The sequence below is a fragment of the Micromonospora sp. RTBAU3-60 genome (genome assembly GCF_054963695.1).
This window is the reverse complement of the sequence record NZ_JBUEGB010000100.1, coordinates 1-16,350: the sequence shown is the minus strand read 5'-3', so window position 1 is coordinate 16,350 and position 16,350 is coordinate 1. Positions and strand designations below refer to the sequence as shown.

At 70.9% G+C, this 16,350-nt stretch carries 2 protein-coding genes and 1 pseudogene; 2 read left to right on the top strand and 1 reads right to left on the bottom strand.

Going from position 1 to position 16,350, the window contains the following annotated elements; genetic code table 11:
- A pseudogene (locus tag ACY34I_RS37755) lies at positions 1 to 12,272 on the bottom strand (hypothetical protein); the annotation flags it as partial.
- Positions 12,273 to 14,408: 2,136 nt separating this feature from the next.
- Between ACY34I_RS37755 and ACY34I_RS37750 the strand changes: the two are divergent.
- On the top strand, positions 14,409 to 14,576 hold the full coding sequence (locus ACY34I_RS37750; protein ID WP_462759965.1) for a hypothetical protein: 168 nt from the start codon (positions 14,409 to 14,411) through the stop codon (positions 14,574 to 14,576).
- 126 nt (positions 14,577 to 14,702) lie between these two features.
- Positions 14,703 to 15,263 carry a hypothetical protein gene (locus ACY34I_RS37745; protein WP_462759963.1) on the top strand — a complete coding sequence of 187 codons (561 nt, stop codon included), beginning with the start codon at positions 14,703 to 14,705 and terminating at the stop codon, positions 15,261 to 15,263.
- The last annotated feature ends 1,087 nt before the right edge of the window (positions 15,264 to 16,350 follow it).

Here is a 16,350-nt window from a genome sequence, read left to right as displayed (position 1 = left end):
GCGACGGCCGGCCCAGTTGCCGCAACGGCCGGCTCGCCAAGCTTGCCAGGCACCCCACCAAGCGACGACGCCGCCGCACCACCAGGCAACGACACATCACCGCGTACCGCACCGGCCACGTCCGCGGAAGGGTCTGGCTCAACCGGCGGGGTCGACGTCGACGTGGTCCGCGCTGCCACGTCCACGTGGCGCGCGAGGGCCGACGGGTCGTGCGGGTTGTCGGTCCCGTTCGGTGTCAGCACGATGTACCAGATGTCGTCCGGTCCCGCGTCCTCGCCGGCCCGGGCCTTGGCCCAGGTGCCGAGCATCTGCATGCTGCCGGTGTGGATCTGGTTGCGGGCGGGTTCGTACCAGTGCAGTTGCGTGGTGGGCAGGACCACGCCGGCGGCGGCCGTGGACCCGGCCACGGCCAGCGCCCGGGTACCCGGGCGCTGATCGGCCGGCAGATCGCGGGTCGGCCTGCCCACGGTGAACCCGAGCCCGGGGGCGTCGTCCAGCAGGTCGGCCATCATCTCGGCACGCCGCTGCGGGGTGTACGCCAACCAGGCGGCGGCCACGTCGTCGGGGCGGCCGGTCTCCACCGACCCGGCCGGCGGGGTGCCGGTGGGTGCCGGCCAGGCCGCGGTGTCCAGGCCACTGGCCAACGCTCGTAGGCCGGCGGCGTCGACCGGCGGAACGGCCTGGGTGACCCACCGGTGGGCCAGGTACCCCTGGTACCGGTTCAGGTGCTCCACCAGGGCGGCCACGGCCGCGGCGAAGTCGTGCCGCGACTCGATCTCCGCCTCGTGCAGGATCTTCAGCCGGGACTCCACATCGGGCCGGCCCCGGTGCGGGGCCAGAGCGGCCTGGAGGGGCGGCGGCAGCCGGCGCACGGCGTCGTCGAGGGTCTCCGGGCGGCCGGTGGCGTCCAGCCGCACCACCTCCCCGCCCGGGTAGGCGAGGTACGGCGGCTCGGCGGTGCTACCACCGTAGACCCGCAGTTCGACCGGGGTGTCCAGGCTCACGGCGAGGTCCCGGGCGAGCTGCACCCGGTCCAGTTCGTGTACGGCCGTCTCGTCCGCCGGGGCGGTCGCGGCGTTGTCGGCCTGTTTGGCCGGGTCGGTGCGCAGCACCACCCGCGCCGGGGGCGTGCCGCCGTGCTGGGTGCGTACCCGGCGGTCCAGTTCCTGGACGACGGACCGGCCGTGGCCGGATCCGGCGATGTCGGCCAGCGCGGCGTCGATGTCCATGACGGGGGTGCCGCGCGGGGCCGGTGAGACCGGCAACGCCATCGCGTCGACCTGATGTTGCGCCGCGTCCCGGGCGGCCTCGCGGGCGGTCCTGGCCTCGTCGAGCACCCGGACGGTGTTGGTGTGCGCCTGCGCGGAGATGTCTCGGGCCCGGAACTCCTCCCCCGCGACCTCGACCTGCCGACGCAGGTCCGGCAGCTCCGAGCGGACCCGGTCGAGGTCCTGTCCGGCGTCCCGGAGGTCGCTGGTGGCTTTCTCCAGCGCCGTGCGGGCCTCGTCCAGTTCCCGCCGCGCCTGGTCAAGCTGTGCCTGGGCGGCGGCCCGCCGTGGCTCGTCCTGCCTGGTGGCGAGGTCGTCGACCGTTTGCCGGGCCGCTGACTCCAGCCCCTCTCGTCGCGTCACGTCCGCTTCGAGTTCCGGCATCGCACGGTTGAGGTGGTCGATGTTCTCCTCGAGCCGGACACGTTCGCCCTCGGCGGTGGTGACGGCGGTCCTGGCGGCGTCGAGCGACTCCGCCGCGGCGTCCCGGGCACCCTGCGCGTCGCGTTCGTCCCGGCGGGCCTGGTCGAGGTCGTCGACGGCACGCTGGAGTTCCTGGGTGGCCTGCTGGAGGCGCTCCCGCGTCACCTGCCGCACCCGGGCAGCCTCGGCATCCGGGGCGGCCGGGGCCGGATCGGGATCCGGTGCCGTGGTGAACAGCCGATCGGCGAGGTGGCGCAGTGCCGGCCCACGGGTGCCGGTGGCGTTGGCAGCGAGGTTGCCGATCGTCTCGGCCCACTGTTGCCGCTGCGGCGCGGAGAGAGCCTGACGGGCGTCGCGCACCAGCGTGGTGACGGCGGTGTCGGGAACGTTCAGGCCGGCGAGGGTGTCGGCGGTGAGGTGCAGGATCGCCGCGTCGACGGCATCGACGGGGCCGTCGAGGGTGGCGGCCAGGTTGCCGAGGGCGGACACGGCGGCCGGGTCGGCCAGGTCTGGCCGGGCCAGCAGGTTGGTCAGCATCTCCTGCCGCCCGGTCGGCGCCCCCGGTGCCGGGGCAGGCACCGGGGCCGGGGTCCCGGCCGGTGCCGGGGTGGGTGGGGTGGGGCCGAGCAGGTATTGGTATCCGTCGTCGAGGTGGCCGTAGCGGGCCAGGGTGAGCAGCGCATCCCGGGCGGCGAGGTCGACGTCGTGGGGCAGTCCCGCCCGACGGATCTGAAGCTCGCTGTGTGCCCGGTCGGAGAGCAGGTCCGTGCGGTGTTTGTCGAGGAAGTCGCGGGAGTCGTCCCAGCCGCCGATGGCGAGCCACCGGTCGAGGGAGGCGGATGCCGCAGGCATCGGATGATGCACGACGTGGGCGGGCGGTAGTGGGGTGTCCGCTGTCCCGGTCCAGGTGACGGCCGGTGCGGGTAGCGCCGGGATCAGGTCGGTGGGGGTGGAGGCGTCCCGCCACGCGTTGGCCAGGTCGGTGGCGGTCGTCCCGGACGCGGTCACCGCGGCGGCGACCTGGCTGGCGGCGTCCGGGGTCAGGTCGTGGAGCAGCTTGGCGACGTGTCGGTAGTGCATCCGTTTGTTGACGTCGAGCGCGTCGCGAAGCGTCGCCACGTCCCGGCCGGCTGCCGTGGGCAGCCGGTCGGCCAGGGTTTGCAGGGTGTCCGGCCAGTTCTGTGGGGGGTTGATGGTCCACGCGGCGGAGGCGATGGCCCGGAAGGTGTCCAGTGCTCCGACGGCCGGGTCGAGGATGTCGGCCACGGCCCGCAGGATGCCCGCGTCGGAGACGGCCTCCCGCTCCGGCCGGGGCTGGGTCACGCGCGGGTCGGCGTCGACGAGGTCGGCCAGCGCCCGCAGCCCGGCCGGGACGGTCGGGTCGGTGGGTGCCACCGCGTCGGCGAGCACGCGGTGCCGGGCCGCCGCGTCGGCGGCGTCGAGGTAGTCGAAGGCGGCCGTCAGTTGTCCGGCACGGATCGCGTCGAGCAGCGCACGATGCCGGTCGAGGACCGGATTCCCGGAAGGCGCCGGGGTCGTGTTCTGGCGGGCCTGCTGCTGGTCTCGGGTCAGCCGTGCCGCGGTCGGGTCGGCGCGCAGCGCCGGGAGGTTGTCTTCCGCGAACTGTCGTGACGCCGCCCAGTTGCCGTCGTGGAGCAGCCAGCTCGTCAGCGCGTCGGGCTCGACGAGGGTGACGGCCTGCGCCCCGGCGAGTACGTCCTGGAACTGCTGGGCGTCGAGGGTCCGCTCGGCTGTCCCGAGGGCGAACGGGTCGTAGAGCCGGTAGGTGCCGTCGGCGTCGACACGTGCCGCGGCGGCGCCCTGGGGGCGGGTGATCCACAGTCGGGTGCCGGGGCGCAGCGTGTCCGGCGCCTGGGGTAGTGGCCCGGTGGTGGTCCAGCCCGGGGGCAGGGCGGGGGCCAGCAGCCGCCGCGCCTGACCGGCCCGCGTCTGCGGGGTGTCGGTGTCGTGCCGGGTGGTGTGGGCCGCGAGGGGGTTCGCCGATCGGGCGGGCAGGCCCTCGGTGATCCACTCGCGGGCGCGGTCGTCGGCGTCGGCGCGTGCCTGCCGGATGTGCGTCTCCAGCTCCGGGCCGAGCTCCGCGGCGGCGTCCATCTGCACCGGGGTACGCCCCAGCAGCTCCTGGTAGATCTTGCTTTGCCGCTGCCAGCGGATCCCGGCCGCGTTGGCCCGCAGCTTCAGATCACGATCCAGGCGGGAGATCACCTCGGGGGTCGTGACCGGGGCGAACGTACCGTCCTGGCCCTCCCGCAGCTCGACGATCCAGCCCTGCGGGTCGATCCGGTACCGGCTGGCCGTGCCCTGGTCGTCGGTGACGGTCAGGTCGAGGTGGGTCTTCAGCTCGAACGCCACCACCCGGGCCACGGTGCGCGGGTCCTGGGCCAGCAGCTCCACTTCCTCCGGCGGGGTGACCGGCGCGGAGCCGGGCGGCTGCACCGCCCGTACCCGGTCGACGATCTCAGGGATCCGCTCGTTGAACTGCCGCACGTCGGTGGCGGGCAGCGCGGCGCCGACCGCGCGTTTGCCGACCTGGTTCTTCCAGCCGGTCAGCTCGGCGAGGTTGGCGGTGTCCTGCTGCGTGGCGTTGAGCCGCTGGAGGTGGCCCACCGCCCAGTCCAAGGTCACCTCGTACCGGCGGCGGGCCTGCTCGGCGGCGCTGGCGGTGAGCCGCAGCGGGCTGACCGGGTCGTAGTGGTTGCCGATCTGGTCGCGGATCAGCAGGGCGGCGTGCTGGGGCGCCTGGTCGGGGTCGAAATCGCCGGCCTCGATGACACGGCCGGCCACCGGGGCGGCGGCTATGCCCGCCGGGGTGGCCCGTTGCAGCAGGCCCTCCAGACCGATCGTGGGCGCGTCGGCCGCCGGCGCGGGCCAGCCGGCCGGATTGTTGGCCTTCCAGTCGTGCGGTTCGGAGAGCGCGCGCAGGAGATCGTGTACCTCGCCGGCGTGCATCTCGTGGAAACTCGTGCCGCTTATCCAACCGGTGCTGCGGGCGTCGTCGGCCGCGAACCGCTCCGGCCCGATCGGCGCCAGGCCGGCGTCGCGGTGGAACGCACTGTGCCGATGCGGGACCGCGACGAGACGGGATGAGGTGCGAATCTGGACCAGGTACGTATCGCCCTCCACCGTCTTGAGGTGGTCCTCGATACGCTTGGTGTTATCGAAGGTGGCACTGTGGCTGGCCGGCGCGGTCCGGTTCGCGCCGGTGGTGAACTTGCCGCTGACGGTCTTGTCTTCCTGCACACCGATGTCGGTCGCGCCGAGCGGCCTGGCGTACGACACCTCCCCGTCGAGGTTGGACCGCCACCGGTTACGCGACTGGCTGGCCGACGTGACGTGCAGGGACTTGTCGTATCGGCCGGTACCGGTGGTCTTGCCGAGCCTGCTGATGATCAGCACATCATGCAGTTCGACGAACAACCGCATGGCCACCCGGTTGTTGGACTCGCCCCCGACGAACAGGTGCGAGCCGAGCAGGAATCCGGAGTCGCGCAGCGCGTCGGACAGGAGGTTGTCGACGCTGAGCCGGGACAGCAGGCCGTCCAGCGCCATGCTGCCCCGGTAGGCCGGGTCGTTGGCGTGCGAGCCGAGCACCTTGGCCATGAGCTCCCGGGCGGCCGGGTAGAGGTCGTCGGCCATGACGCCGCTGACGTAGGCATCGCCGGCCAGCTTCGGCAGCGCGCGCAGGTCCAGCCGCGGCGACCGGGGCATCGGGGTGGCCTCGGCCTGCCCCCGGGGGACCTTGAAGTCGATCCGCGCCTCGTAGTGATGGGTCTGCACCGGCTCCACCGGCGCGAGGGAGATCCAGTCGGCGAAACCGGCGGGCGCGTGGTGCAACGCCCGGTCCGTCGCGCTGCTCAGGGCCGTGATCATGTGGTTCAGCAGGTAGCTCGGCTGCCAGCCGTGCATGTGCAACCGGCTGAGCTCCAGGGAGATCTTGACCTTGCCCCTGGCCCGGTAGTGCCCCGACCAGTCGTAGGCGGTCCGTTCCCGGATGGTCTTCCTGCCGGCCTTGGCGCCGCGTGCCCCACCCGGCGCGAACGACAGCGACCCGGCGCCGGCCACCGGGCTGCCGTCGACTGAGAAGCCGAACTTGCCCGGCATGAGGTTCCAGCCCAGCGCCTTCCCAAGGATCTCAGCGGTTTCGTCGTAGAAGTGCGCATAGTTCTCGATGCCGTAAGCGTCTTCCCAGCCGGTGTACTGCGGCCGGCCGTCCAGGATGGCCGAGAGTTTCAACTTGAACACCTGGGCCGCCATCCGGCCCCGCTGGTGGACGAAGTAGAACGTCACGCCGTTGTACCGGTTCAGCATGTCGGCGAACACGATGTTGGCGCGCTGCCCGGCCAGCGTGGACTGCAGCGACTCGAGGCTGCCGGGCAGCGCGCCGACCACCGACTCGTCGGGGGAGAACATCAGCACGCCCCAGCTGGTCCCCGCCTCCGGCCAGTTGGCGTGGCTGGCCCCGAGCAGCCCGGGCCTGACGGTGTCCATCAGCGTCCGGACCGCGTCCAGCATGGTCGTGGTGGGGCGCGGCCCGCCGTCGGCCGGAGCCGGCCCGGTGAACAGCGCCACCTCGTCGACGCCCGCGTGGCCCAGCGTCCGGTCACCGGTACGGGTCAGGTAGGGCGGCATGGTCAGCGCGCTGAACGGGTTGACGTTCGGGTCCAGGACGATCCCGAAGTCGGCGGCGAACTGCCCGCGGCGGCGCGGGTCGAGCACCGCGCCGCGCTGGGCCAGGTCCACGTGCCGGTCGGCGAGCGTGTGCGCCCACGTCTGGATCCGGTGCTGGACCAGGTACGCGCCGAGGTCGGGCACCCCGGCGACGGTGCGGCCGCCCAGCTCGCCACGCCACCGGCTGAGCAGCCCGGCCACGGTGTTGCCGCTGAGCACCAGTTCACCGCGGGACCACCGGCCCATCGCGTCGAGCAGTTGCGAATCGCTGATCGGCAGCTTCCCGGCCGCGTACTGCGCCAGGGCCTCCGCCTCCGGCAGGATGAACAGCATCGTGCGGCCCTGCAGGTCGGCTCCGCGCGGCACGCTGACCTGGCTGACGACGAACCCGACCTGCTTGTGGAGGCCGGCGCGGACATTGATGTCGTAGGGCGCGACGAAGGCGTACCCCCGGCCGAAGGCCAGCTTGAGCATTTCCAGGCCGCCGACGCGCTTAATCTCGGCCATCTTGCTCTCGCTCACCTTCACGCCCGCCGATCCGCCGAAGCTGATGGTCAGCGGACCGAACTTGCGTTCGAGGCCGAAGTTGGGCAGGTTGAGCGCCTTGGCGAACGACTCGATGGCGGCGTTGCCGGCCTCGGCCAGGTACAGCTCGATCAGGCCGGTGACGTACTGGTCCGGGGTGGCGCCGACGAACTGCGCCCCCCCGATGTGGGACACGCCGATCGACATCGCGGCCTCGGTGTTCGCCACGAAACCGGGCTCGACCAGGGTGGTGGTGGCGTAATTGCCGTCCAGGATCTCCTTGAAGTTCGCCTCGACGGCGATCGGGTTGGCCACGGCGTCCACCGGCCCGGCCATCGGTCGGCCGGGCCGGGTCAGGTCCGGCGGCAACTGGTTGCGCACCGCGGTGCGCAGCCCGTGCGTGTCGAGGAAGTACACGACGCCCTGGTTGAGCACCGACGGTTCGGTGTCGACGGGGGCCACCTCGCTGAAGGTGGCCGGATCGGAGTTGAGGGGCAGCAGCGCGGCGCGCACGTTGCCGCGGACCGGCTCGGGCGAGGTGATCGGGGCGTCCCGGTCGCTGATCTCGACCGTCCAGAAGAAGTCGTACGGGAAGTTGAACAGCATCACCCGGCCGCCGTACTCCTTCAGCTCCGGGCGGTTGACGATGCGAGTCAACCGCTCGGCGGCGCCGACGTTGCGGCTCACCGACCCGCCGATAAGTCCGACGGAACGAAGCCACTCGACGCCCGGCGGCATCGCGACCCCCAGCCCGCCCTCCCCCGACCAGCCCTGGTTGCCGCTCGCGCCCTGGCCGGCGATGCCGAGCGCCATGGCGAGGGTGACCACGCTCAACTCGTCGGTGAGCCGGTCGAAGTGCACCGAGTTGCCGTCCGCGTCGACGTCCACGGTGATCCGGGGGACGGCGTGGATGGCCACCACGGCGGTTTGCATCACCCCGTTACGCCAACTGTGCAGGGTGACGGTCATCCCCGCTGGCCGCTCCGGGGCCGGCTCACCCTCCGGGGCGGCCGCCGGGGCCGGCTCGCCCTCCGGGGCCTCGGGGACGGCAGAGCCGCCCTGGGTGAGCGCGGGGAAGTGCGACTCCAGACCGTCGCCGCTCACCATCTTTCTGAGCAGGTTCAGGTTGTCGATCGCGGCGTCGGTGTCGGGGTGGACGACCTCGTCGTAGGCGTCCCGCGCTCCCTCGATCGCCCTGCCCAGCAGCGGCTGTTCCTCGGTGGGCGTACCCGGATCCGGGGTCGCCGGCCGGCTCTGCGCCGCATGCGCCCACGGCCGGTCCACGTCCGCGGGAAGGAACCCCTCGTCGGCCAGCACCTGCATGAGACCGGCGCGGATCTGCTGTACCGCCCGCTTGTCGACCTGCGGCAGGGACTGGCCCAGGCTGCCACTGCCCTCCAGAACGTGCCGGGGCACCAGGTTGCCGCCGGTGTCCTCCGGATGCGGGCCGACGTTGCGCAGCCGCTGCCGCCACTGGTCGTGCGGCACCCGCTGCGGCCGCCCGCCCGTGGCGGGAACCGGGGCCGGGACACCATCCGCCAGCCCGGGGATGGAATCGGGGCGGAAGGCGGCCGCGTCGACGCTGAACCCGTGGTCGTAGGCGTCCAGCTCGGACATCCGGACCACCGCCGACCCGTCCACCTCGGGCGTCCGCCGGTGCCCGTCCCGTGGCCGGCGCGAGGTGGCCACCTCGGCGTGCAATTTGAGCCGAGTCTCCCGACTGACCGTGTAACCGGTGTGCCGCTCGACCACCACGTTCAGCGACGCCCGGGTGACGCCACCACTGTCGTTGCTGGTCCAGCTCATCCCGGCGCGAGCGGAGACACCGAGCTTGGCCTTCTCCTTGTACACCTGCGGATCGTTCCAGCGCGTGGCCAACGGCAGATCGGCCGCGCCACCCACCGACAGCCCACCGGACTGCTGGACGGTGACTTCGCCGCCCTGCCCCACGATCCCGGTACGTACCTTCTCGATGTGGGCCTTGTCGCTGGCCTCGCCCAGCGGCACGCCCGCATCGCCCACCGGCGTGGAGTCACCGTCGCCGACGCCCACCTGCAGGGAGTCGCCGACCCGGCGGGCGTACACCCGGATGCTGGCGGCCGCGAACCCGCGGTCGTGCACGGTGAACTGGAAGCCCTGGGTCGACGCGCCGGCATCACCGTCCGCCGCCGGCGTACGCCGGTCGTTCACCGCCACGTCGAGGTGGACTTCCAGGTTCCACAGCTTGCGCTGCAGATCCTTACGCATCGGACTGTCGATGGACATGTCGAAGCCGTCGGCACGCAGCTCGGCGATCAGGTGGTCGTACAACTCGTTCAGGCCGGTGATGTTGCTGGCGGAGAAGAGCTCCGGCAACCGGGTCAGGTTGTCCCGCATGTCGTCTGGCAGGTCGGCGACCACCTGCTCGCCAGCGGTCTTCAGCAGGTGGTCGGGGATCGCCACCAGCAGCGGGGCGGGCTTGTGACCGTCCGGCGGCTCCGGCAGGTCCAGCGCCTGCCACGGCTGCCCGTCGCCGCGCGTCTCGATCAACCACCCCGGCTCGGCGTACTCGTAGAACGTCGAATCCGCGCGGGTGTCCAGCACCCGGCCCTTCTCGGCGTCGACCAGGTGGGAGGTCTTCTTGTCGACCTTGTTGAGGGTGGCGTTGGCGCCAAGTCCCCCGTGGGTCGTCGGGCCGAGCGGCACGTCGACGTTGAAACCGCCGCGCAGCCGCACCGCTCGGGTGTTGGCGCCGTCCGCCTGGCTGTGCGCACCGGTCTGGAAAACACCCTGGGTGAACTGGTTGGCGTGGAAGTCGTCGCTGGCGCTCGTCCCACCCCCGGTGCCATCCGGCGACAACCCGGGCGTCTTCGTGTCGAACGAGCCGGCCGGGTTCGGGACGAGCCGCGGGCCGCCCGGTCGCAGGCGGGCGAGCACCTCCATGCCACCCAACGAGAACAGGTACCCGTCCTCGGAGACCACCTGCCGGTAGTTGTTGAGCAGCAGCTCGTGCAGCATTTCCCACTCGCTGGCCGGCACCGTGATGCCCCGCCGGGCCGCGTCGGCGCGCAGCGCCTGCTCGATGCGGTCCAGGTCCGGCAATTCCGCCTTGGGATCACCCAGCGCGAGCGCCCGCCGGTCCGGGTTGGCCGGCGGCGTCCACGCCTGCCCACCCGACCCGTCGGCGTCGGGTGCGGCCGGGCCGGCGCTGGCCTCGTTGCCGAAGACCCGGACATCCCGGTCGGCCTCGGGAACACCGGACAGCAGCCGGGCCGCCGCGTCGGCCACCTCGCGCGGGATGGGACCACCCCGAGACTGGATCACCACCGCCACCCCGGTCGCGGGGGCTGCCAGGGCGTCGGGGGACAGCATGTCCGGGCTGGTGCCGTTCTGGGCGAACAGGACGACCCCGGTGTGCTCCCGGACCGTCCAGCCGCGGTATACCTCGAACCCACCCGCGGCAGCCGGCCTCAAGCCCAGCGGCCCAGGCTGCCGAGGCGGCGCTGAACGCAGCGGCACCCGCCAGGCGTGCGCGGCGGCCGGGAAGGTCTCCTGCCCCCGGGCGTCGATCGGGATCAGCTCGTCGACACCGGCCGGCTGCCGGCCCACCACGGAGACCGGCAGCACCAACTCCAGCCGCCCGCCGAACCGCTCCCGCAACCGGTCCGCCACCTGCGCAGCGGCGGCATCGGGCGGCGTGCCCGGGGCGCCGGCGGCCGGGGGCGCCACGAACACCTGGAGCGAATCGGCCCCCGGGGGAAGTGCCTGGCTCACGGCTTCCACGACGGCGACCGGGTCGCCGACCGACTCGTCCACCACCAGCCGGGGCCGGTCCGGGCTGGTCAGGTCGGACCAGTGCAGCGTCGTGGCACCGGCCGGCGGCCGCGGACCGGTATGGGCGAGCACCCCACCCGGAACGTGACTCAACTGGACCCCGGCCGGCAGACCGGACACCTCCGACGGGACGACAGTACGCCGGTCCAGCCCCATCCCCGAGGTGATCAGGTGCGTCGGTGGCGCGGCCGGCATACCCCCGAAGATCCGACCCACCCGGTGACGCACCTCGGCAGGCAGCGGAGCCGCCCCCCAGCCCAGGAACACCGCCGGTTCGGCCAACCAGCCACCGGTGCCCGGCAGCAACCGCCGTACCCGGTCAAGTTCAGTCGCCGGCCCGATCCACAGATGGCTACCGCCGTCCCACACCACCCAACCGTCACCGAGCCCGTACACGCCGGGCGACTGCTCGGTTAGCCCGTACGGGGCGGGCCGGGGCGGTACACCCGCGACCTCGGGCAGGAACAGATACCGCTCGGGCCGCCCACTGAAGAACGTCACCTCGCCGTTGGCGTCCAACGGGACGATCCGCGGACTGGGCGTAGGCCGGTCCCGCAGCGCCGACCGCGGCACCGACAACATGGCCTGCGGCCCCAGCCCCTGCGCGGTGACCTCCAGCGCCCGGGCCACGCCGACCGGCTGGTCCTGCGGCCAGTGCAGAACAGCCATGGTGGCGTCCTGCGCCCGCAGCCCGGCCAGCGCGGCACCGAGGCTGTCCGGGTCGAGCACCGAGGAGTGCAGCAGGATGGCCGGGCCGGGGCCGGTCGGGGCCAACACCCGCGAGCTGATCGGGCCGGGCGCGGTGTCCCTGTCGTGCAGCAGCACACCGCCCACCGCGCGCTGCAGCCGCAGACTCTCCGGCAGCCCCTCGGCCATCACGACCAGCGGCGCGTCCGCAGACGCACTGGCCGACTGGACGACCTGTTGTTGACCGTCGTCGGCGGCCGGGGCCGGCGGTTGCGGGGTCGGCGCGAGCTGCTGCGGGGGTACGGCCGACGGCTCGACCGCCGCAGGGGTTTCCGGCACCAACGCGTCGAAGTGGACGCCCGGCCGCTCCGGGTCGGCCGCCACGCGGGCCAGACTGACCGGGGCGCCCCCGGCCGGGCCGTACCCGCCCACCGGCCGCACCCCGTCCGGGGCGACCTGGGAAATCTGCATCCCGGCACCGGTCGCATGCGCCAGCAACGGTGCCAGAAACTGGCCGGCCGGGGTGGCCGACAGGTTCGCCCAGTCGTTCACGGCAGCCTTCACCGCCGCCAGTTCCCCGGAGTCGAGCTGGCGATCGGGGTCAATCAACACCTCGAACAGGTGACGGCCGGCGTCCGCCGGATTCGCCTGTATCTCGTCGAGACGTGCCCGAACAGCGGCCGGGTCCAGGAGACCGGCGTCCATCAGGTCACCGAGACGCCGCAGCACCTGATCGGGGCTCAGCGCCGCCACATCCCACTCGTGTTGCGGCCGGAAGGCATCCCGCTGCGCGGTCACGTCCGCCGGCAACCGACCCGCGTTCTCCTCCAGATAGCCCAACACGTGGCCCGGCAACAACTCGGCCACCCGACCAAGCTCGGACCCCTGCGGCACCCCGGTACGAACCGACTCGGCAACAGCGGCCCGCAACCTAACCGGATCGGACAGGAACGCCTGCAGATCGGCGGGCAGCCGCGTGCCCAGCGCGGTGCGGACCAGGGCCGGATTAGAGGCGATAAACGCGTACAGCAGGTCGAGACCGTCGCGGGGCACGCCGAACCGGACCAGGGGAAGCTCGGGGGAGGTGGTCTCCGCCCGCATCGCCTTGGACGGGCCGCGTGGCGTGCTGGTGGAGGCGAGCAGGATGGCGCTGGGGTCGACGCGGGTCGTGGTGATCGGCCGCGGGTGTGCGGTGGTGCGGTCGGGCAAAAGGTCGGTGATGGTGGTGGGTCGCCCGGTGCTGTCGAACACGGCGAGTCGGGTGCTCGATGCGAACAGGTGTCCGAGCCACGGGTCGCGTTTCGGATCGGACGGTTCGGGTCGGTCCTCGGCGCCGGGCACCAGGCCGTCGCGCACCTTGATCGTCGGTGGTCCGGATGGTTGTGGTTGGCTGTGGAGGGCGAAGACGTGTTGTGGTCCGTTGGGTGGTGCGGCCTTGACCACGACCATCGATCCCGGTGCCGCTCGCAGGGCGGCGAGTACGTCCTCCGATGTGACTCCGTCGCGGTGGGCAACGCGCTCGTCTGTCGCGCCGAGGACGTCCAGGAGTTGCGGCCAGCTCCGGGTGGGTGCGGGTCGGCCGTCGGGTCCGATGATTCGGTCGTCGAGTACCGCCCGGTTGCCAGGCCGTCCGTACGTGGTGGTGTAGGCGTCGAGGGTGGCCTGTACGCACCACCACCACGGGTCGTGGCTGTTGTCGGAGCCCACCGGTGTCTGATCGACCCCGTCGGCGACCCGCCGCGCGGACTCGGCCGCCGCGACGGCCTGCCCGGTCGCCGCGACCACCGGCTCCGGTGCTTCGTCGGTCTCCGTCAGCCAATGCGGGAAAGCCAATGGTGCCGACATATCGGGCAATCCCCGCAGGTCATCGGCATAATGACTCAACAGGTCAACACCAGGCGTCCCTGCCGGCGCCGGTGGTCCCCCTGGTTCCTCCGCCAAAGATTCGTGCACCGGTGTCGGCGCTGCCGGCAAGCCCAGGGACCCGCCCGCTCCGCCGGTCTGCGGCTGCAGATCGGCGGCGTCCACTGGCGGATCGGCCTGGGTGACCGACCGGTAGGCCAGGTACGGCGACTGTCCGGTGCCACCACCGTCGACCCGCGGTTCGACCGGGGCGCCCAGGCTCGCGGCCGCCGACGACGAGACATCCCTAACACCATCAGGGCCCGAAGAACCCCCGGCAGACCGCCGCTCGAACGCCGCCGACCCCCCAGGCAACAACGACCTACCCTCGGCGCTCGACCCACCCCCGGTGTGCTGACGTTTCGGGGCTGGCCCAGATGGCAACTCGGGTTGCTGTTTGCGTTTGGTGCGCGGCTTTGGCTGCGTGTCGATGAGCCGGAAGGCGTATCCGGATCCGTCGACCAACGGTGCCCTGACCACAGTCCAAAGGGTTGAGGAGTAAATGTCTTTGTCGGCGTCCGATCTGAGCCACAGTCGTCCTGTCCGCAGGGTGACCGCCGTGCCGTCGCTGAGATCCACCTTCTTTCCATCTACCGCCTCGTCCGAACCGCCGACGCTAAGACGCAGACTTCCGCGCAATCGCCGCTGCCGATCAATTGTGGTATTGGTAGATATCGCTTCGGGAGAAAGCCTCCACCGATCCGCTGTTTCCCACGGCACACTTCTGCGCAGCCGCTCGATGTCGTCCGCGGTGGGGGCGGGGTCGACCAGTTCCAGGTACAGGGGCCTTCCGATCCCGGTCATGTTGGCCGGCATTACCACGTCCGCGAAGGGTCGACCTTTCCCGTCATACCCGAGTTCGAGAAGGACCTCCCCCTCCCGGAAGATGAACCAACTTCCGTCGACCACCTTGCCCCTGGATGGGATATAAGGGTAGATTTTTTTCGTGCCGAGATGGGTGGACAATCGCGATTTTTTGGATCTCCAGGTCGTCGTGTAGTAGAAGTAGTCGCGGGACTCCCGCTCCTCCTCCTGGAATTTCCACACCGGACCGGTCGGTACCTTCTCCTTCAGTTTTCCCAGCTGACTGTCAGTGAACTTGTGGGTCTTTCTGTAGATGAGTTCTTCGCTGCCGTCGTCCGCGGTGTACGGGATTTGGATAATACCGACACCTTCGTTGTCGAAACGGATATCGACCGCATCGCCCGGGAAAGCCACTCGGCCGAGATAACCGAGATAAAAATGATCGCCGTCCAGCCTGATGGCTAACTCTGGATGCCCGTCCTTTCCGGCGAAGACGGTGACGGGGAGGGTGAATGAGTCGTCGAGGTTGGCCCCTGGGTTCTCGTCTACCCAGCCGCTGTCTTTCTTGAGGAGGCTGTCAAGGTATCGGAGATGTTCATTGATTATGTCGTGGGCCCGCTTGGGGGGGTCGGCGGGGCGTTGATCGATGATCGCGAGATTGCGGCGGAATATGTGTCGCAGGATGGGCCAGTGTTTCTTGGGGTAATTCCGTTCCGCCATGGCGATTTCCGCTTGCAGCCGACCGAGTTCATCCTTGAACACGGCATCCTTTTGGCGCTGCTCGCCGTCGGACACCGACGGCCGGGAAAAGGCCTCGATGGGGGCACCGTCTGGGTTTGCAGGATTTTCGACGACGATGTAGATGCCGTTCCACCATACGACCGGCTGTGGGATGACACCGTCACCGGGCGACGGGCCGATCCTGATCGGCTCACCGAACGGATGGTAAACCAGCATCGGCCGGTCCAACCCCCAGGCCACAACATGAGGACCCACATGCGCGACGTCCCAATCCCAGGATTGAGGGTTTGCGAGCTTGTCGAGCCACTGCCGGTGCAGGGCCTCTCGTTCCCGCTCGGACACCTGCTCCGGATACGGAAGAAACTCGGCGAACCTCGACGGTCCAACCTGGGTGAGGTCGGCGGCGAGTAGGCGGGTCACCCACGCGCGCAGGCGGATGATGTTGCTGGCGTTCATTGCGGCGGTTTGCCGTTGTCCAGCCGAACTGGTGACGCCCAACTTCTCCAAGTCTTTCCTGAAGATGTCAAGCGCCGAATCCCAGAAGGCGTTGTTCGACGTCGCGGTGCCCGCCACGAGATCGATGCCGAACACCTCCTTAGCCCACCCCTCGAATGTCTGCGACACTCCTGGCGGCGGGTCCGAGGGTCGGGAGTCTGGCACGGGTTGCGGAGCTGGCAGCGGCGCCAGCGCGGAAGCCACACGCTGGGTGAGCTGGTGCGTGAGCGCAGCAGAATTGCTGCTTTCCCAATTCGTTTCGACGAGCCGGTAGGCGTATCCGGATCCGTCGACCAACGGTGCACTGACCACGACGGAAATGTATGTGACGATATCGTCTCCGACCCGCCGCCACCGATCTCCTACCAGCAGACCGATCGCCGTGCCCGGGCTGAGATCCACCTCCTTGCCACCTAGCGTATTGTCCGAACCGCCGACCCAAAGACCCAGGGGTTCGGGCAATCGCTGATCCGCCCCCATTGTGTCATCGATGGATATGCTGTTGAAAAGCCACCAATGAATCTCTGATTCCCATGGCGTAATGTGCGAGATCGCGCTGCCAACCGGGAGATCGATGCCGGACACCTCGCTCGCCGGCGGCCCGGATGCTGCCGTCTCGGCAGGGGTTTCAGCCGCATCGCCAGGCCAGTCCGGGGCCCGGCTGCCCTGCAGGGCCGGCGTGGCACCGCCGGACTGCGGCGGCAGCCAATCCGGGAGATCCTTTGGTGTCGTTAGATCGGCCTCTGCCAGCGAGTATTCGTCAGCGGCCCAATCCATCGCCGAAGGCGCCGGGCCAGGACCAGTCGAGCCGTTATTTTCTGTTGGATCGGATGGCTGCCTGCGGGAGCCGGCCGGGTCGGTGTTTGCCTGCATCGCGTGGGACGGGCCGCGTGGCGTGGTGGTGGAGGCGAGCAGGAACGCGCTGGTGTCGGTGCTGGTCGTGGTGTTCGGCCGCGGGTGGCCGGTGGTGTGGCCGCGCAGGTCGGTGATGGTGGTGGGCCGT